Origin of the sequence: Paractinoplanes hotanensis (assembly GCF_023717965.1) — a bacterium.
GTDB classification, from domain to species: domain Bacteria; phylum Actinomycetota; class Actinomycetes; order Mycobacteriales; family Micromonosporaceae; genus Actinoplanes; species Actinoplanes polyasparticus.
Window position 1 is genome coordinate 14,469 of sequence record NZ_JAMQOL010000068.1, and the last position, 18,391, is coordinate 32,859.

An 18,391-nucleotide genomic window follows, 5' to 3' on the forward strand; every position below is an offset into this window, starting at 1 on the left:
TCGGGCTAGATCGGCACGATGGGCGCTTCGGAGGCCGCGCTGGCAGCACCATCGCCGCCACCCGCTGCGGCGCCCGAGCGGCTACCGGACTGATCACCGTCGGCTGATGAGTGCTGCTGCGGCGGGGTGTCCGGCCCCGCTACCGGTGCCGCTGCTGGTGGCTCACCCGCCGACGAGGCGTCCGCCCCGGTGCCGGTGCCGCTGTCGCCGGATCCGCCACCCGTGCCGACGCCGGCCGGGATGCCGGTGAGGTCGCTGGTAACGCCACCGGTCGGGCCGGCGGCTTGCCCCCCGCCGGGGGTGACCGGCAGGGAACCGTGCGAGCCGGTGGCATCGCCAGGAGCGGTGAGCTGCCCGGACGCCACGTCGTGCTGCGCGCTCTGCGCACCCGACTGAATGCCGTCGGCCTCGTCGCCGTTCGGGGTCTCACTGGGCCCGTCCTGGCCTTGTTCCTCGCTCCCGGCGCCCTTGGTGGCTTCGCCGACCTTTCCGCCGTCGGCGCCGGTCGACGCGGCGTCGCCTATCTGCCGACCGGTGCCGTCACCGACCCCGGCTGCCTCGCTCGGGCTGGTCGGCACACTCGCGGCGGTCTCGTCCATGACGCCGGCGGCACCGGACGCCGGACTCCCACCACCACCTGCGTCGGCGGCCCCGCCGCGGACCCCATCGGCAAAGGCGGCGCCCAGCTGCAGCGGGCCACCGGCGCTGGACACGATGCCATGGGCGTTGACGTCGGACAGGTAGCCGTCCCACAGCGTTGTCAGCCGCAGCAGGATCCACGGCGCCACCACCATCAGCCAGATCAGCAGCACCCCGCGCAGTGCGTTCATCAGGTCGTCCGACCCGTACGCCGCGCGGGAGCCGTAGATCCACAGCTGGGCGATGAAGAATTTGCTGCTGGCCAGGGCGTTGACCGTCCAGAACCAGCGGCGCCCCCAATGCCGGGTCTCGTGCATGGCCTGCCCGGACATCGCGACCGCGCCGAACAGTGCCGCGCCGGTGGCCAGCAAACCGCGGAACAGCATGATCACGAACAGCAGGAGCAGGCCGATCGTGGCCAGCACGGACAGCAGCAGCGCGATGAACATCGTCCCGGCGCCGCCGGTGAGGTTGCTGAAGCTGGTCACCAGCGTCGACGGGTCGTACGCGGTCCGCGCGTTCGCGGCGATGACCGCGTTGGTGGCCTGGTCCCACGCCGCGACGATCGTGTAGGCCAGCCCGCCGGCGAAGGTGACGCCCAGCACCGCCCGCACGAGACCGCCCAGGGACGCGACGGGGCTGGGACCGCCGGTGGTGCGCAGCCCGTTGATGACCGTGGAGACGATGAAGAAGATGAAGATCAGGCCGACCATCACGCCGGCGAGCGAGTTGTACGTGGAGTAGAACGCGGCGTCCGGTGACGAGATCGCGGTGACCGTGAAGACCCAGCTGGCCAGCTTGGACAGCAGGAACACCACGCCCTGCACCGCCGCGTCCACGAGCCCCTGGATGCCCGTTCGCACACCGGTTTCCAAGGCTTCCTGAGCATTACGCTGGACCTTGCAGCTGACATCGGTGACCGGGCAGTCCGGCTGCTTCGGATCCGGGTCATACATCTGCGTCGCCCACACGGCCACCTGCTGCTGGCAGAAGCTGTACTTGAGATCGACATCCGGCCGCGTGTGAGAGTCGGGGCTGTAGCCGACGGGTAGCTGCGCCGCGCAGTTGATCAGCCCGGTGGGGCCTGCCGCGGTGCTTGGGCCGTCCATCAGCACCGACGCGGTCCCGTCGCGCGGTTTGCCGCTCAAGGTGATCGACGCAGCGGCACAGGATTGCTTGTCAGCGTCGCTGGTCGCCTTGCTGCACTGAGTGACCCAGTGCGAGCGCCCCTGAGCGGTGGGCTTGTCGACGTGCACGGCCCACGGCATGCACCACGCGACCGACCCAGGTGCTTTCGCCGCGCACGCCACGTCGACGACCGGGCTCGACGATGCGGGGCTCGGGGCTGGGGCCGCCTCAGCGCGGACCGCACCGCCGAGCAGCACCGCAATGCAGACAGCGATCAGCAGCAGCCCGCGCGCGATGCCTGCCCGGCCAGAGGTGCGATGGTCTGAGCCGGCCCGGGCGGCCTGGGTCGTGTGCATGGCCGCGGTCACAGCACCAGCAGCCCGGCGATGATAACCGTCCCGGACCCGACGATGATCGCCACCAGGCCGTTGCGCCACATCATGCTCTTGCCGCGGTCGGAAACGATGTGCGCGCCGAAAATGGGTCCGACACCGAACGCGATGGCGCCGGCGACCAGGCCGCAGAACGCGGCCACGCCGCCGAGCCACATGACCGACCGCATGATCGTGTAGAAGATGTCGGATTTCGGGATCGCCGAGCCGTCGGGGTATACGCGGTTCCAGTCGAACCCGCCGGGGCCGTTCGACGGCGTCGGCTCGGGTGCTGCCAGCATCTGCTGGGCGACATCGGGTAGCCGCACAGCGAGCCAAGCAGTCAGCGTGGAGATCATCAGGCGCGCTCCTTTCGGGCGGCGATGGGTAAGGCGACCCGGGAATCGGCGCACCGGCCGATGACGGCGTCGGCCAGCTGCACCAGCGCGGTCCGCGTCTGCTTCTTCAGGCGCCGCGCGTCGACCGGCTCGGGCCGGGCGAGCTGGGGGTCATAAGGGATCGAAACGACGTCGGGGACGACCGTGGCTACTTGCCGCAGCACGGCGCGCACCGTGCGGTCGGTGGCCGGAGAGGTGGCGATGACGGCCAGCACAGCTCGGTCGACCACGGCGCCGTTTCCGGCCGCGCGTAGGTGGGTGAGCAGCCGCATCGTGTGGTGCAGGCTGTCCGTGGTCGCTCGCGCGGCCAGCACCGGCGCGTATGCGGCGGCCAGGGTGCGCCATACGCCGGTGACTAGGGCGGGCATGACGTCGCAGATCGTGAGCGGGTAGATCCTGCGCAGCGCCTCGACGACCGCCGCGGCTTCGTCGTGGCGTGGCGGGCGCCGGCCCTGCCCTTCGGTTTCCCCGACCAGCGCCAGCAGCCCCGAGGGGCTGCGCTGGGTCCACCGTTCGACCTCGTGGCGGCTGGTCAGGGTATGCAGGTCGCGAACCGCGTCCCACATAGTCCCGGCGTTCGACCGGCCGATACGTTCGCCGAGACCACCCCAGGGAACGGGGTGCATATCGATTGCGACGACCGGTCCCGGAACGGCGAGGGCGAGCAGGTCGCCGAGCGCGGCGACGAGGGTGGAGCGGCCGACTCCGCCGTCGGCGGACGACACCGCGATCATCGCGTTGGGATGCAGGGCGGCGGCTCGTAGCCAGGCCCGTTCCGCGATGTTTGCGGGTCCGAACTCGCTGGGCACTGCGCGCGCTCGCACGACGACCGGCTGGTTCACCGGCCGTTCGTGGCTGCGCTGGTCAGCTACCGGATAGGCCGGCCATTCCGTGCCGCTGTCCAGCGATGCGGAATCCCCAGCAGCCACCATCGCATCAGCGGGTGGCGCATCCGGCGCGGCGATCGAGAGCACCATCCATCCCCTCGGATTGGGTTCGAGTGTCGTCACGTTGTTTGCTGACCACGTGCGATTGATTGGGGCAATCGCACGTGGTCAGCGATAGGCAGCCGATAAGTACCGGCCGGTGACTCGAGCAGCGCGGGGAATTCGGCCGGTCAAGTTCCTCAGCGCATCGGTGAATCACTATTCGAGGCGACGATCGACGCCCCCTCTGACGTGTATTCATCGCTCGTCGCCCGACCGCACTTCCTCTCGCAGAAATGCCGATCGGTCACGCCATCTACCCTGCCTTGGCTGTTATGGCGACGGCAGTTGTCCGGCACTGTCCAGTACTGTCCTTCGCTAACCCGCAACGCTTCTGTGGACGGCCGGAAGCCACTGCGCGGAGGCCCGACGACGAAGCAGCCGCTGACCGCCGCAGGACGAGTCGCGGCAATCGCGTTGGATCGGCTTGCCGGTGACGGCTAGCCTCGGCCGGTGGCTTTCTGGCGGCGCCGAGAAGCGCCTTCTTCCGTCGAAGCACGGCTGCACCGCCGCGTCGAGGACTATGTAGACCGCCATAGCATGCGTGCGGCACTTGAAGACGAGGCGCTCGCCGACACCTCGCAGGCACTTGATGGCATGCTGCTGCAGCGCTGCCAGGGCGCCGCGCTGCCGGTAGGTGTTCTGGCCGATGTCATCGTCGTGCATCGGCTGCGCGCGACGGAACTGGCGAGTGCGGAAGACAGGCACGCCTACGTCGCTCTCGCGGTGTGGATGCACGCCGCGAACGGGGGTGATGTCGCACCCCAGCTACGCCGAGAGGTCGATGACGCTATCGCGCGCGGCGCCGAGACGGACGAGCCGACCGCTGTGCTGCGTGCACTGCAAGGCCACGCCTCAGCCGTTCGCGCTCAATGGCTGAAGACACAGGATCCAGCACTGGCGGACACTGTTGTCGCTGTTTTCGTGCGGCTGCTCGACCACACGATGGACGACGACCCTGCCTACGCAATGAGGTTGCTCGACCTTGCCGGCGTCTCCGCGTCACGCAGCCGGTTCATGCCGTCTGCGGCCGGATCTGACCTCGATGACGCCATCAATATGGCCGAACGCGCTTTACGCCATCCGCGGATCACCAGCCCCGCCATTCGACGGGCTCACCAACTGCTGGGGCCGCTGCTGGTCACACGACTCGAACGCGACGGTGCGCGCGCAGATTTCGACCGCGCAGTGAAATCTTTCAGCACACTTGTCGATCTTGCTTCGGATGAGCAAGAGCGGGAACACTGTCAGCGCGACCTGATCAGCCTGAAACAGCTGTATGCCCGATGGGGGCAGTAAGAAGTCGCAACGAAACGCCCGCGGAGAATGTCCACTCGGGACTTCTCAATCGGGGTTGCTGCCGTAAGCGGCCAGCGTGTCGACGAGTGCGTCGATGTGCGACGTCGAGACGCCGGGCATGGAGATGACGTGGGACCAGTCACCTTGAGTCGGCAGTGGCCAGACGGTTGCCATATCGGCGGGAAGCCGCCTGAGCAGCACGGTGAAGGACAGGGGGTTGCGCCAGGCCGGCCATCCGATCTGGTGAAGTCGTTGTACGGCGTAGGCGGCCACCTCACGGGCTCGCTCGGCGCGGTCCGCGTGCCCGGTCGCGCCGAGGGACGTGGTCGCGTGCCACAGCATCGCTGCGGCGAGGCCGTTGCGGGATCCGCTGATGGTGGTGTCATGCGTATTGAGGTACGGCACGGTGGGGCTGAGCTCTTCGGGCTTGCGCCGGGTCAGGACGATTCCGCAGACCACGGGGGTTCCGAAGAACTTGTGGCCGGACACGCTGATGCTGTCGGCGCCGTCGGCCAGGTCGAATGCGGGCCGGTTGGCGGTGGTCGCGAGCGGGACGCCGGCGAGGGCAGCATCGCTGTGGATGTGGCGGTGACGGACTCCGGCGACGTCCAGGGCGTTGTGGACGTCGGTGACGTCGTCGACGGCCTCGGTCATGGTGGTGCCGATGGTGGCCACGACGATCGCCGGCCGGCTGCGGTGCCGCGCGGCTTTGCGGGTCAGGTCGGTGTAGTCGATCTGGCCGCTGGCAGTCGTGGTGACCTCGACGGCGGGCAGGCCCAACAAGTGGCACGCCTTGGGCACGCTGTAGTGCGCCGCGCTGGAGTAATAGGCGACAGCGTTCGGGAGTTTCGTGCGGCCGAGCCACAGGCCGTACAGGTTGCCTTCGGTGCCGCCGCTGGTGAGGTAGCCGCTCCAGCCGGGCGGGGCGCGGAACAGCTCGGCGGTGAAGTCGAGAACGTCACGTTCCAGATCGTGTACGTGGCCCGGGTACAGCGGGTCGATGCGGGGGTCGCCGAGGTTGTTGAGCAGATGACCCAGCAGCGGCGCCAGCGGCCGGTAGTCGATGTCGCGGGCGCCGGGAAACCCGATGTTCGTGGAGGTGGCGGCGGCCAGCCGCGCTTCGACAGCGCGCAGACGCGCGTCCATCGCCCGTACGGCGCCCGGGGACCGGATGACGGAACCGGCCGGGAGGGTGTCGGTCATGCCGTGTCCCGTCATGACCGCGGCCCCGCGGAAGTGCCGTGCGCGACGGGGCACCGGCCGGCCGGGCGCTGCTCAACGGGCAAGCTGGTGAGCTGCCGCAGGGCCGCGCTGGTCTTGAACTGCTGCTGGAACCCGGCCGCCAAGGCGAGACTCGGTAGCCGGCGGGCCAGTGCTCGGAGCGCGGTGGTCAGTTCGAGGCGGGCCAGGGCCGCGCCGATGCAGTAGTGCGGGCCGGCGCCGAAGGCGAGGTGCTGCCCGCCGCGGCCGCGGCGGGGATCGAAGACTTCCGGTTCGGTGTAGACGGCAGGGTCGTGGTTCGCGGCGCCGATCAGGACCAGGCAGCGGCTGCCGGCCGGGATGGTGACCCCGTCGAGGGTGACGTCGGTGATGGTCAGGCGCAGCCAGCCGTCGATGGCGGGGCTGTGCCGCAGGGTTTCCTCGACGTGCAGGTTGAGGTAATGCTCGTCGTCGGCCAGCCGTGCCCACCGGACCGGTTCAGCCAGGGCGTGGGCGAGGGCGTTGCCGAGAGCGCCGGTGGTGGTGATCCAGCCGGCGCCGACGATGTTGAGCGCCAGAGCGGCCACCTCGGCGATGGTGAGGTTGCTGTCGTCGTTGTTGCGGTAGCGCAGCAGCTCACCGATCAGGCCCGGGCCGTCGTGGCCGCGGTCGGCACGGCGGGAGACGATGTCGGCGCAGAATCGCCACAACGCGACGCTGGAGTACGCCTGCGCGATCTGAGCTTCGGCAGTGGGATTCCCCCAGACGAGGTCGGCGAAGTCGTCGGTCCACGCGCGGACCTGCTCAGCAGCTGCGACCGGCAGGCCGAGAACATCGTGGATGACCAGCAGCGGCAGCTGCACCGCGAAGTGCATGAGGTCAGTCGGTTCGTTCGTTGTCATGCCGGTGATCAGGTCGTCGGTGCGGGCCGCGACCAGCGGCCCCCACTGCTGTTCGGCGCGGGCCACGGTGGTGGGCATCAACGCCCGCAGGATCGCTCGGGTGCGCAGGTGCTGAGGGCGATCGGCGGCAACGGCCACGGCCGGGGCGTCGAGACCGGCCAGGATGTCGCCGGCGTCGGCGGTGAGCGCGGTGATGGGAAGCATGGTGGCGGCGTTGCTGAAGCGGGTGGTGTCGGCCAGCACGGTGCGTACGTTGTCGTGTCCGGCGATCAGCCACATCGCGAGGTGATCGTCGTAGCTGATGGACGTGGCGGTGGCGTTGATGCGCCGCCAGGTGGTGGCGGGGTCGCGGCTGTAGGGGCCGCTAAACGGGTCGAGTCTCATCGCGTACTCCTGCGGAAGAAATTCGGAAGCTCGGCGGAAGGTCAGGTGAGTGAGATGTGGTGGCGCAGCAACCAGGCGTTGACGTCGACGAGGTATGCGACGGTGGCCGGGGCCCGGTCGCTAACCGGGCCGGCAGGCCGGACGAGAAGCTCGGTGACGCGGCCTCGGTCCAGCAGCGGGCGCAGTGGCGCCTCGGGGTCGTCGAGGATGTCGCGCAGTTGCGCCGTACGGGATTGCTGCCAGCCGTCGAGCAGTTCGGCGCTGGGGAACGGGCGGGGCCGCAGCCACGTGGTCTCGGCCGGCAGCAGGTCGGAGACGGCGTGGCGCAGCAGCCCGTTCGGGACGCCGAGCAGGTGCCGCAGACCCGTTGGCGTGTTGAACAGGTAGGCCGCGAACAGCCAATCGACGAACGGCGTGTGCAGGGTGACTCCGGCGGCGTCGGCGAGCTGGCCGAGGCGGGTCAGCAGGTGCGGCAGGTACCGAGTGAGAGTCAGGTAGGCCATCGTGCGTCGGCGTCGCCCGAGAGCGTCAGCACCGGTCAGATGGGGCACGCCCAGGGTGGCTTGCTCGTAGCGGTGCTGCCGGTACAGCCCCGGCATCAGATGATGGCGGGCATCGGCGTTCAGCAGGTCGGCAGGGTCGCCGACACCGGGCCAGGGGAAATCATCCGTGGCCAGGGTGAGCGAGTCGTGCAGCCACCGGTAGCCGCCGAACACCGCATCGGCGCCGTGACCTGTCACGACGCCGGTGCTGCCCGCCGCCGCGATCCGCCGCAGCACGGCGAGCAGGAGGGCATCGGCGCCGGCCTCACCGGGGAAATCGAGGGCCTCGCGCGCGCCGGGCGCGGTGTCGAGCAGCGTGTCCCGGCCGATGGCCAGCATATTGTGCCGCAGGCGCAGGTGCCCGGCGGCGCGTTCGGCCTGCTCCACGTCCGCGCCGACGTCCCCGGGCAGCTCAGGCGGGCCGGTCAGGGCGAGGGTCCAGGCCGCCAGCCGGTGCCCGCGCATTCCGGCGGCGTAGACGGCCGCGGTAGCCGATGCGACGCCCCCGGACAGCAGCACCGCTCCCGCCCGGCGGGTGCGGGTCGCCGCCGTAGTCTCGGCCAGGGCACGACGGACCACCTGAACGGCGGTGTCGGCGTCGTGGCGGGAGTCGTCGGCCTCGAGATACCAGTAATAGCGCCGTCGCAGCCCACCCGGACCCGCCTGGATGAGTTCGGCGGGCAGGACCTCGGCCACGCCGTCCACGACGCCGTGGCCCGGGGTGCGCACCGGGCCGAGGGTGAGCAGTTCATTGAGGCCGTCGGCGTCGACGACCGGATTGACCGCCGGGTGGGCCAGCAGCGCGGTGGCCCGGGTCGCGAACACGATTCCGCCGTCGACCACGGAGTAGAACAGGGTGCGGGCACCGAGCGGGTCGCGGATGAGCAGCAGCTGCCGGGCGAGGTTGTCCCAGATGGCAATGGCGTAGGTGCCGGCGATCCGGTCGACCAGGCCGACGCCCCAGGCCCGATAAGCGTGCAGAAGCACCTCGGCGTCACCCGACAACGGCCGTGGCCGACCGTACAACTGCTCGTCGAGATGCGTGCGGTTGCTCAGTTGCCCGTCGATGGCCAGCGCCAGGTCCGGGTCGGGGCGTTCCGGATGCCGCCAGTCGGCGTAGCCTCCGGTCAGCCCGAGGTGAGCGAACGCGCTCCGCCGGGCCAGCCGGACGACGTCGCGGCGCAACACCCCGGCCGCAAATGCAACGGCCATCGCGTTGACCGCAGGCCGCTCGTCGCGCAGATCCCGCGTGGGATGGATCCACCCGGTGATTGCCATGCTGTGTCCCCCATGACGTAGTGATTGGGCGCAGGAATGACTGAGAGAAGGTGGCGGGTCAGCGCGCCTCGAAGTGCACGAGGCAGCCCGGTGACACCACGTGCAGAGCAGCCATCGCCTCGCCGGAAGCACCGATCCCGCTACCCGCAGCCGCCGCGCCGGCCCGGTGCGACCTGCGGTGGGTAGGGCGCGGTGGCGTCGGGGCACGTTTGCGAGCGTTGAGACGGCCTGCGTCGACGCTGGCTCGGCTGCCTCAGGCGAGTGGGATCGCCCACCCGGGTCGGGCTGTGCGCCGAATCCCGGGAGGGCCACGTCTACAGTCAGACGGACGTTTGCCACGAGTTCGACCCTCGGCGACATCATGCGTTCGGGGTAGCTGTCCGGGGCTGTCCGGGGCTGTCCTTCCGGCTGTCAACTCGGTCTTCTTGACGCGGTGCCGCGCAGCCAGATAAGTAACTGGCAATAGACTGCAAGTCTCCTGTGGACGGGGCGCCCGCGGGAGCGGAAGGGGGACGGCGACATATGGCGCCGACGACGCACCAGCTATTACAGCCCCATATGGGTATACGGCTGCCGACCGAGGTGCGCGCTTCGCTGCTGGAAATGGGTACAGCGTGCAATCAGGCGGCCGTGCACCTTCATCAGGCACTGACTTTCACGCTGCAGGTCGAATCCGCGCTCGAGACCCAACGGACCGACCCGCGGTCGAGCCCACTGATGTGGCAGGTCACCGGGGACCTTCAAGTTGTGGCCGATCAGTACTTCGAGCAGGCGATCATCGTTCTGGCTCGCGCCAGCACGGTCTATGCGGTGTACGCATCGCAGGTGGCGGCTGCGGTGGCGAGCGGCGAATCAACTCCACTGCCAGGGTCGGAACGCATTAGCCCATCCGACGTCATCACCGCAGCCGGACTTTATCTGCCATCCGTCCGCTTCAACGAGGATGACGCAGAACAGCAGGTTGTGGCAGAGCAGAACAAGACGATGACGCAGACCCGCCAGCACCTGCTTGACTTGATCACCAACCAGATGCAAGGCACACCGTCGAGTTCGTACGACGACATCGCCACCGTCGCTGCAGGCAACGACGGCGGCGAGAGCCGACTCGTGGCGTTTCCGAATGCGTTACACACGTACGCCAGCGTGCTGGTCTGGGCGTTGGGCGTCTTCAGCGGTGTTAGCCAGGAGGAGTCTGGCGAGACGAACGGCCGGTAGCCGTCTCCTGCTGACCCCACGACCGAGTGCAGGGCGAACGGCCTTTGTGGTGCGCTCGGTTAGAAAACGAAGTCCTGATCGACGGGCAGACCGAGGCTGGTGACATCGATCTCGAGCGCTGCAGCGATCAGATGCAAGCTGTACTGGGTCGGGCGTTTGCGATCGTTCTCCCACTTACTGATCATGATCAGTAGAGAATGCAGAGTTGCGGCACCGCGATGTTCGGCACCGATGTCGCGCATGCGATACGCCAGCTGGAGCTGGGACCACTGCTTGGCCAGGCGCGCCCGGCGCAGCCTACGGCCGTAGGTGAAGGATTCCTCTGAGTCGCTATCGGCCACGTCGGCCGGTTCCATTCCTGCGTCGCCCCCTTTCCAATTTGGCTTCGGATTGGCATGGATCGCTCTCGATACAGTCCTATCGGCGTCCATGAGCGCCGGTTCGTCGCATCTGTTCAACACATCCTTCGTCGTAGCTCGGTCGGCCAACGGAGTCGTTGTCGTCTTCACCGCATTGACCCTTCCGCAGACGCCACTACGGCGGAAGTTGTCGAGTGTTGTTGGAGGTTGTCGGTCGTTGTGTAGATACAAACGGATACAACGGCGCTGGGCCGACTGGCAGGGGTAACTTGCCGAGGCGTTCTGGTGACCGTCGGCTCGCTGCGCTGTCTCGGGCGGCAGGCAGGCGGCCATTACGTGGGCAGTTGGCCTTGACTACTTGCCACGATCAGCCTTGTTGTAGCAGCGAGACACCGCCGAGTATTTAGCATCCACGTGCCCGGCATTACCAGACGAAGTCCGGGTCTTTATCCAGTCCTAGATCCTCGACCGTCACCTGCAATACTGCTGCGACCAGGCGCCGGTTGTACTCATCTGGTCTCGCCTTGTCGTGTTCCCATCGAGAGATCATGGGCTTCAAGGACGACACCGCCGGCGCAGGATCCCCCCGTCTCCCTGCGTAAAGGCGCATCTGAAGAGCCAGCTGCTGCAACGACCACTGCCGCCCCATGCGCGCTTGGCGAATACGGGCGCCGGGAGTAGCCCTTCTCTCGGTCGATTCGTCGTGTCGCGAATCCGACGAGCTCATCGCTGCTCGCGTCCCTCCTGCACTCCGCTGGATATCGCGATGCCCCGCGGCACCACGGGCGCCGGATCGTGGGAGACGCCGGCGCCACACTGACCGGCGCCGTGAGCCGATGTCCCGAGCCGGCTGCGTCCGAAATGGACCGTCGATCATAGACATGTATCAACGAACGGTGTCAACACCTATATACACACCAATGTTTCCTGTAAACATAGGTGTGCACTTGCGAGGTAGGAGGACGGATGCCTGACGACGAGAAGCTCACCGCTGAGGGCGGGTCATCGCTGGCAGCGCGCCTTGATTGGCTGTTCGAGCACGTCAGAGACAAGGATGGCCGGGAGTTCTCCCAGCGGGAGGTTGCCAGAAGGATCACTGAAGCTGGCGAACCCATCTCCCACGCGTACATCGCTCAGCTGCGGCGCGGCGCCAAGACCGACCCGACGCTCGGTCACCTTCGCGCTCTGGCTCATTTCTTCGGCGTACCGGTGGAGTACTTCACATCCGAGGAGGTAGCCGCCGGAGCGCGTACGGAGCTCACGTTGGTCGCTGCGTTACAAGGACTCAAGGCACAGACGGTCGCGCTGCGCGATTCGATCATGCCTGACGCGGCTGAGGCTATCGCGGCCATGAGCAGGCTGATGGACACGATCAGGGAAATAGACGACCGGCGCAACGACGGTCGTGATGGGCTGTAGGAAGTTTGAACGAATCTGCTGTCAGATCGGCCTTGCGTCATAAGGGGCTTCGCGATCGCCGCCGTCCGCAGCACGTCGCCCGTTGATACCTGCGTGTAGCGCCAAGGCGGCCCGTTTCCGAACGCCGAGCTTTGCCATGATCCGTTTAACGTGGGTATCAACCGTGCTTGCGGTGATGTGGAGTTGCTGGGCTATCTCCGCGCTGGTCAGACCCTGAGCAACGAGTTCGACGACCTCACGCTCGCGTTCGGAAAGCCCGTCCGGTGTGGCAGCTCGGGTCCCGCGCGGCACGGGGTCGCCGAGGGCCACGCTGATGGCGTGGGTGTGGCGGCGGTGACCGTCGGCGGTCGCGGCTGCGGTGGCGAGTTCGTCGAGGACATTCCTGATCCGAGCCTGTGCTTCGGCTCGCCCGGCGGCGAACGGGCGCAGCCCGGTCAGGGTCACGCCGAGTTTGTCCTGGCGAGCCTGAGCGGCGCCCAGCAGCCAGGCCGCGCGCCGCGCCTGGTCCTTCGGGTTCGCGGCCCCGGCAAGTTGTGCTGCACTGATCCAGGCGCCGAGCTCGATGGACCAGGTCTGGCCCCACTGATCGTCCATGCCGCGCTGCAGGCGCAGGCATTGAGCGATGAAGTCGTTGGCAGCCGTCCAGTCCTCCCGCCGCAGGGCTACCAGGGCGCTGCTCCACATTGCCCAGGAGACAGCCCACGGCGCTTGGGCCTTGACGGCTTCGGCCAGATAGGTGTCGCTCGCTTCGCGGGCGGCTTCGGGCTCACCGCAGAAGCCGTAAGCCATCGCCCGCACCATGGTTGCCATGTGACGGTCGCCGGCATGGTCGGAGCCGTGAAACAGGCCCCGCGCTGCCGATAGCATGCCGATGCCTTCACGCATGCCGAGCCCCAGCGCCTGACGACCGCCGTCAGCGAAAACTACCGGCGCGATCGTCGGCAGGTCCCACCGAACCAACAGGTCCTCACTGCTGGCCAGCAGACGGCTCGCGTCATCGGAACGGCCTACGGTGACCGCGACCCATCCGGCCAACGCGGCCGTGGCCCCCAGATCCGCGGCGTCGGCCCGATCCGTGACCTGGCTGTACGACGCATCGATGACCCGTTGCAGTTGCTGACTGATCAACCCCATCGAGCCCCAGAAGAACGGGGCCCGGCTGCGCACCAGATCCCGCAGGATCGCTCGCGCGGACGAGAGATCACCGCTGGTGACGCAATGGTCGACCGCGGCGATGATCTCGGACATCTGCCGGTGCACACCGGCCATGACGCCCAACTCGTCAGGTCCCAGCCAGCCGGCCGCGGCCTCGGCGACCAGGCCGCGGACGTAGTCACGGTGCAGGCCATGCACCTCGTGCTGATCTCCCCGCTCGAGCAGACGGTCCCGGCCGTACTCGCGGACGGTGTCGAGCATCCCGTAGCGGCTGGTACCCGCCGAACTGTCGACGGTGAGGACGGACTTCTGGACCAGCCCGGTGACCAGGTCGACCACACGGTCAGATGCGATACCAGCGGACGTGGCGATGGCCGTGACGGCAGGCAGGTAGAACGCGTCGGCGAAGATCGAGGCGATCATCCACAGACGCTGTTCATCCGCCTCGCACAGCTGATAGCTCCACGCCACCACGTGTTCGATCGCCTTGAGCGTCGCGAACCGATCGTCGAGCAGGACCGCCAGATCGGCGGCACCCAGTGCCGGGATACGGCCCGCGGCGAGGCGGACGGCGAGCGGAAGCCCGTCGAGCCTGCGGCACACCAGGTTCACGTTCGGATCCGCGAGCAGGCTTGCCCGGTCCGCGCCCGCCGCGGCCGCGTGCTCGACGAACAGTTGGACCGCGTCCGGCAACGGTAGCGGAGGCACGACAACGGTGTACTCACCCTCGACCGCCAGCACCTGCCGAGACGTCGCCAGGATGCGCACCTGTGGCGCCGCCACCAGAAGCGTTCGCACGACAGCACGAACCTCCGGCACCAGATGCTCACAGTTGTCCAACGCCAGAACGACCTGCCGCTCCTGCAAATGCGTCACGATGATCATCAAGTCGGCGGGCCCGTTGTGCCGAATACCCAACTCCAGCGCCAAATGCGCATACAGGGTCTCCGCGTTACCGCGCGCCTTGTCCGCCAACGCCCTGATGTCGATCATCCAGACGGCGTCCGCTTTCACCCGCTGCAGGACCTTCAACGCCAAGCGGGTTTTCCCAACCCCGGGTGGCCCGGTCAACGTGATCATCCGAACGTGGCCGAGCAGGCGGGACGTCCGATCCAAGAGGTCTTCCCGGCCGACGAACGGCGTGACGTCCAGGGGCAGGTTTCCCTTGATACCCGCTACGGTCATCAATGGATCTTACCCGAAATTAGGTATCCAATGTAGACGCGGTTACCGCGTTGTGGCGATGTAATCACCTTCAGAGATCGGCAGAATCCTTGATGATCTCAGTTCCCGCAGGTGGGAGTCCCGATCTCTTCCCCGAGAGGGTCATCATGACGGTAGCGGAAAGCCACGAGCGCAAGGTCCGACGCTTCTACTCTGAGGACTCCGGCGGCGAAGCCGCCGCGCCTGCCTACCAGGCGCTGATGGGCGACATGTGGTTTCACGGCGACTGGTCGGTTCAGAAAGCCGGTGGATCCGCACACGAAGCGAAGATCGCGATGCTGCACCGCCTCGCCCGTCATGCCCGGATCGAGGCCGGCAGCTGCGTCCTGGAATTCGGATCCGGCTACGGCGGCGCCGCGGTCGAACTCGCGTCCGCCACCGGTGCCACGATCGTCGGTGTGTCGAACACCGATTCCATCAACCGGTACGCCCGGCGCCTGGCCACCCTGCGCGGCGTGGATGAGCTGGCCAGCTTCCGAACCATCGGTGACCACGACTACAGGACATTCGCCGACTGGCCCGCCGGATCGATCGACGCCGTCTTGTTCATGGAGTCGCCCTGCCATCTGCCCGACCGGGAGGCTTTCTTCACCGCGACCCACCGAATCCTCAAGCCCGGCGGTCGACTCGTCGGCCTCGACTGGATTCAACGACCCTTTGGCCAACACCGCACGACAGAGCAGATCTCACAACTGACCGATCCCGTCTGCCAACACTTCCGACTGGCAGGACTCGGCACCCTCGACAGCTATACAGCGATGATGAGCGCGGCCGGGTTCGTCGTCAAAGTCGCCCGCGATGAGTTCCCCGACGAACTCTGCCTCGGCAGCACCGAACCGCCGCAAGCGTGGCAGCAGTACGACGGCCGCTCCCAGGAGCTAGTCATGGCCGGCAAACGCAGCCTCGACACAGCCCGCGCCGCCGGCGTGTTCACCGTCGGCTGGTGGGTCGCCGAACGCCCGTAGACACGCGCGCGCACCGCAACCCGTGTCCGCGAGGGGTGAGAAAGTCGGCGAGTTGCCGACCCTCGACGCGCAACCCGACTCGCCCCTGACGCAGTCTAGGACGGACGCTCAGGACAGATCGGCCGCACCGCCGTGAGCGCCAAGCCGCAACTGGCACCCTGACACGCGGTGCATCGCGCGCATGCCGATCCCGCCCGGGTTGCTGCCCGATCGAGCAGACCGTGCCTGCCACACCCACCCGCAGAAGGTGCATCCGATGACGTCAGACGGTCAGCAGCCCACGACGGCGCGAAAGATTCGCCAGCACTGTGAGCAAATAGCCCGGGGCATCGTCGTGCCTAAGCCGTTCGAACTCGATCTGTTCGTCAGAGAAGTAGGAGCAAGCCGTCGCCGCACCATCGAGACGATGGCCTTCTCCATGCCAGCGGGAGCGCCGCGCGGAGTCTGCGTTGCGACCGACACTCGTGACTACATCATCGTGGACGAGGCGGCAGCGGGATCTCAGCGCGCCCACATCATCCTTCACGAGATTTCCCATCTCCTGCTTGGTCACCAGCTCCGCGTGACCGATTTTCTTGACCAACTTTTCGTTCATCTCAACATGGGCGTCATTCAGGATCGGCGGGTGATTGCACGTACCACGTACAACACCACGGACGAACGGGAGGCGGAGATCCTAGCGTCCATCCTCGGCCATCGAGCGGGCCTATGGCGGTCATCACCCAAAGACTCCAGCCACGTCGACGATCCGCTCATGCTGAGGCTCGGCGCCGCCTTCGAGCACGAAAGGCGAGTTGCCCGGCATGCAAGTTAAAACGGTCGGTTTCATTCTGTGTGCCGTACTAGCTTGGGCAGCAGTGGCATACAAGGGGATCGCCGTTCGCCGTAACCCGCGAAACGCGCGGCTGTGGGCGGTGCTGTTCACTATCGCCGTACCTGCAACGGGCATCACCATCGCCACCGACGGCGTCTACTCGGCGATCGCCCGCGTCAGCGGTCAACCGCACCTGCCGACCCTGCTTATGTACTGCTGCTGTGTGGGGTACAGCATCAGCGCGTTCATCATGACTCTGCTGCTGAAGATGCCAGCGCACCTAGCGAAGCCTCTAATTGTGCGATACATCATCTTCTTCACGCTTTCTATCACCACAATGATCATTCTGTTCTTCAACATCAGAGCTGACGAGGCCGACCCGCTCGGCATGGAGCGCGCGTATGCCCAGAGCGCTGTGGGCGGCTTGTTTCTACTCATCTTTCTCGGCTCATTCGCAGCTGGCCTGATAGCCGAAGCTCGGCAAAGTCTACAGTTTGCCCGCCAGGTGGCCGCCACGGGCGGCAGGCCATGGCTGCAGCTAGGGTTACAATACACGGCGGCTGGCGCACTGCTCGCAATTAGCTATTGCGCCACCAAAGCACTCTCTGTCGTCGCCGCCTGGGTGGGCCTCGAAATTCGCGCTATCGATATTCTTGGAACGATCCTTGTGATGCTTGGGGCGCTCACCATGACCCTCGGATTGACCATGCCGGCATGGGGCCCGCACTGTTCCAGCGCCAAGGAGACATTGCGGCAGGCCATCACATACGTGCAGCTCCACTCTCTGTGGGCTGAGCTCGTAGCCCAATATCCAGGAATCGCTTTAGACAAACCGCAGTCGCGACTTGTTGACTTCGCCAATTTGAGAGACTTAGGATACCGCCTGAACCGCCGCGTCATCGAAATAAACGATGGCATTCTGGCAGTTCAGTCTCAAGCTTCCACGCCCGAGCAATCCGGCGAAATTGCCATTCAGCTCAAATTGCCTGAGGGCGTTGTTCAAACAGCGATGCGGATCAGGGAGGCGGCACGCGTCAATAGCAATCGCCGGAACCAATTCAACCCATCACTCGGAAGTCCTTCAGCAGTCGAACACGCGGCGTCGGAAGAGCGTGAGGTAGAGGCCACTGTTGATGACATCGGTTGGTTGGTCCAGCTCGCCACCGCCCTACGTAGACTGCCAGCGTAGACGGCCACCTGAAGAAGAGCCGTAATGCAAGGAGTTGATAGATGCTATATCGCACTGGACGCTTCACCCGGTTAGCAGAGATCCAAGCCATGGATCCCGCCACCGAATACTCGGCGATCTACCGAATAACCGCTCTCTTCGACTTGCCATCCGACGTGCGAACCGGACTCCTACTCGGGTTCTGGCGTACATTCGCTGTCCCAGCTGTTGCTGAGATACTGTACGGCACTGGTAAGTCTATTAATCGAACAAGAAAGAGGGCAGACGACACCGCCCTGATCATATACAACCTCATCCACCATGGAACCAATTCACCCGAAGGGGCTGAAGCAATACGAATAATGAACGCGATCCACAGCCGCTGGAACATCCGAGAGGAAGATTATTTATACGTCCTCGGCACGTTCATTTTTCCTCAGGTTGATTGGCTTCAACGTCACGGTTGGCGATCATTGTGCTGCCATGAAAAGGAATCAATATACTTATTCTATCGCGACATCGGAACTCGTATGGGAATTATGGAGATACCGGGCACTTTCGAGGAATATAAGAGTTGGTACATTGCCTTCGAAGCCAAGAACTTCGCCTCCACGCCTGCTGGCATCGAGCTGATGAAGGGAACTCGAGATCTGCTTAACAAGATGCCGGCTTGGCTTGTACCACTTGCCCAACGCATGCTTCCAGCTCTTCTGGACGAAAAATACAGGACAGTTGTTGGCCTTGAGGGTTCTCCGCGTTGGGCCACTAGGCTACTCAACGGGCTGCTCTGGGTCCGCGCGAAAGCGCTCCGCCACGCTGCTGCGCCCCGCGTCCTGCCTGATCGTGCTGATATGCGACGCCTCCGCAGGCCGAGCAGCGCCAATCCCAGCTAGCCTGTAGTTATTGCTCGAACTTGGCTAAATCGAGTTGCATCCGTACAGACAA

At 66.2% G+C, this 18,391-nt stretch carries 15 protein-coding genes; 7 read left to right on the forward strand and 8 right to left on the reverse strand.

From position 1 onward, the window contains the following. Window positions 1–5 precede the first annotated feature (5 nt). The 3 genes from LXN57_RS40820 to LXN57_RS40830 are packed head-to-tail and all read right to left on the reverse strand — an operon-like array spanning window position 6 to window position 3,546. Window positions 6–2,123 carry an ICP22 family protein gene (locus LXN57_RS40820; protein WP_251803676.1) on the reverse strand — a complete coding sequence of 706 codons (2,118 nt, stop codon included), beginning with the start codon at window positions 2,121–2,123 and terminating at the stop codon, window positions 6–8. Between the two features lie 8 nt (window positions 2,124–2,131). Beyond that, the gene (locus LXN57_RS40825) at window positions 2,132–2,497 is read right to left on the reverse strand and encodes a hypothetical protein (RefSeq protein WP_251803677.1); all 366 of its coding nucleotides are present in this window, start codon (window positions 2,495–2,497) and stop codon (window positions 2,132–2,134) included. After that, complete coding sequence (locus LXN57_RS40830; protein WP_251803678.1) at window positions 2,497–3,546, reverse strand: MinD/ParA family ATP-binding protein; 1,050 nt, start codon at window positions 3,544–3,546, stop codon at window positions 2,497–2,499. The genes LXN57_RS40825 and LXN57_RS40830 overlap by 1 nt, the downstream gene beginning before the upstream one ends. Before the next feature lie 429 nt (window positions 3,547–3,975). Between LXN57_RS40830 and LXN57_RS40835 the strand changes: the two genes are divergently transcribed. Further along, the gene (locus LXN57_RS40835; RefSeq protein WP_251803679.1) at window positions 3,976–4,821 is read left to right on the forward strand and encodes a hypothetical protein; all 846 of its coding nucleotides are present in this window, start codon (window positions 3,976–3,978) and stop codon (window positions 4,819–4,821) included. Window positions 4,822–4,866: 45 nt separating this feature from the next. Here LXN57_RS40835 and LXN57_RS40840 read toward each other — a convergent pair whose 3' ends face one another. From LXN57_RS40840 to LXN57_RS40850, 3 genes are read right to left on the reverse strand one after another with little or no spacing between them, the layout of a single operon-like run. Further along, the gene (locus LXN57_RS40840) at window positions 4,867–6,024 is read right to left on the reverse strand and encodes a histidine decarboxylase (RefSeq protein ID WP_251803680.1); all 1,158 of its coding nucleotides are present in this window, start codon (window positions 6,022–6,024) and stop codon (window positions 4,867–4,869) included. Window positions 6,025–6,035: 11 nt separating this feature from the next. Then, window positions 6,036–7,307 (reverse strand): cytochrome P450, encoded by a 1,272-nt coding sequence (locus tag LXN57_RS40845; RefSeq protein ID WP_251803681.1) that lies wholly within the window; start codon window positions 7,305–7,307, stop codon window positions 6,036–6,038. A 41-nt stretch (window positions 7,308–7,348) separates the two neighbouring features. Beyond that, window positions 7,349–9,127 carry an asparagine synthetase B family protein gene (locus tag LXN57_RS40850; protein WP_251803682.1) on the reverse strand — a complete coding sequence of 593 codons (1,779 nt, stop codon included), beginning with the start codon at window positions 9,125–9,127 and terminating at the stop codon, window positions 7,349–7,351. Window positions 9,128–9,649: 522 nt separating this feature from the next. Between LXN57_RS40850 and LXN57_RS40855 the strand changes: the two genes are divergently transcribed. Continuing rightward, complete coding sequence (locus LXN57_RS40855) at window positions 9,650–10,342, forward strand: hypothetical protein (RefSeq protein ID WP_251803683.1); 693 nt, start codon at window positions 9,650–9,652, stop codon at window positions 10,340–10,342. A 59-nt stretch (window positions 10,343–10,401) separates the two neighbouring features. Here LXN57_RS40855 and LXN57_RS40860 read toward each other — a convergent pair whose 3' ends face one another. Then, complete coding sequence (locus LXN57_RS40860) at window positions 10,402–10,851, reverse strand: helix-turn-helix domain-containing protein (protein WP_251803684.1); 450 nt, start codon at window positions 10,849–10,851, stop codon at window positions 10,402–10,404. 816 nt (window positions 10,852–11,667) lie between these two features. On the opposite strand from LXN57_RS40860, the gene LXN57_RS40865 reads away from it, so the two are divergent. Next, window positions 11,668–12,120, forward strand: coding sequence for a helix-turn-helix domain-containing protein (locus tag LXN57_RS40865; protein ID WP_251803685.1), 453 nt, complete (start codon window positions 11,668–11,670; stop codon window positions 12,118–12,120). 21 nt (window positions 12,121–12,141) lie between these two features. Here the strand turns inward: LXN57_RS40865 and LXN57_RS40870 are convergent, their stop codons facing one another. Next, the gene (locus LXN57_RS40870; RefSeq protein WP_251803686.1) at window positions 12,142–14,460 is read right to left on the reverse strand and encodes an ATP-binding protein; all 2,319 of its coding nucleotides are present in this window, start codon (window positions 14,458–14,460) and stop codon (window positions 12,142–12,144) included. A gap of 146 nt (window positions 14,461–14,606) precedes the next feature. Here LXN57_RS40870 and LXN57_RS40875 point away from each other — a divergent pair, with 146 nt between their 5' ends. The 4 genes from LXN57_RS40875 to LXN57_RS40890 all read left to right on the forward strand — a co-directional run bounded on the left by LXN57_RS40875 (window position 14,607) and on the right by LXN57_RS40890 (window position 18,339). After that, window positions 14,607–15,464, forward strand: coding sequence for an SAM-dependent methyltransferase (locus LXN57_RS40875; RefSeq protein ID WP_251803687.1), 858 nt, complete (start codon window positions 14,607–14,609; stop codon window positions 15,462–15,464). Window positions 15,465–15,720: 256 nt separating this feature from the next. After that, window positions 15,721–16,278, forward strand: coding sequence for an ImmA/IrrE family metallo-endopeptidase (locus tag LXN57_RS40880; protein WP_251803688.1), 558 nt, complete (start codon window positions 15,721–15,723; stop codon window positions 16,276–16,278). Continuing rightward, entirely contained in the window at window positions 16,268–17,467 is a 1,200-nt protein-coding gene (locus tag LXN57_RS40885) for an MAB_1171c family putative transporter (protein ID WP_308206699.1), read from the forward strand. The genes LXN57_RS40880 and LXN57_RS40885 overlap by 11 nt, the downstream gene beginning before the upstream one ends. Before the next feature lie 41 nt (window positions 17,468–17,508). After that, the gene (locus LXN57_RS40890; protein WP_251803690.1) at window positions 17,509–18,339 is read left to right on the forward strand and encodes an oxygenase MpaB family protein; all 831 of its coding nucleotides are present in this window, start codon (window positions 17,509–17,511) and stop codon (window positions 18,337–18,339) included. The last annotated feature ends 52 nt before the right edge of the window (window positions 18,340–18,391 follow it).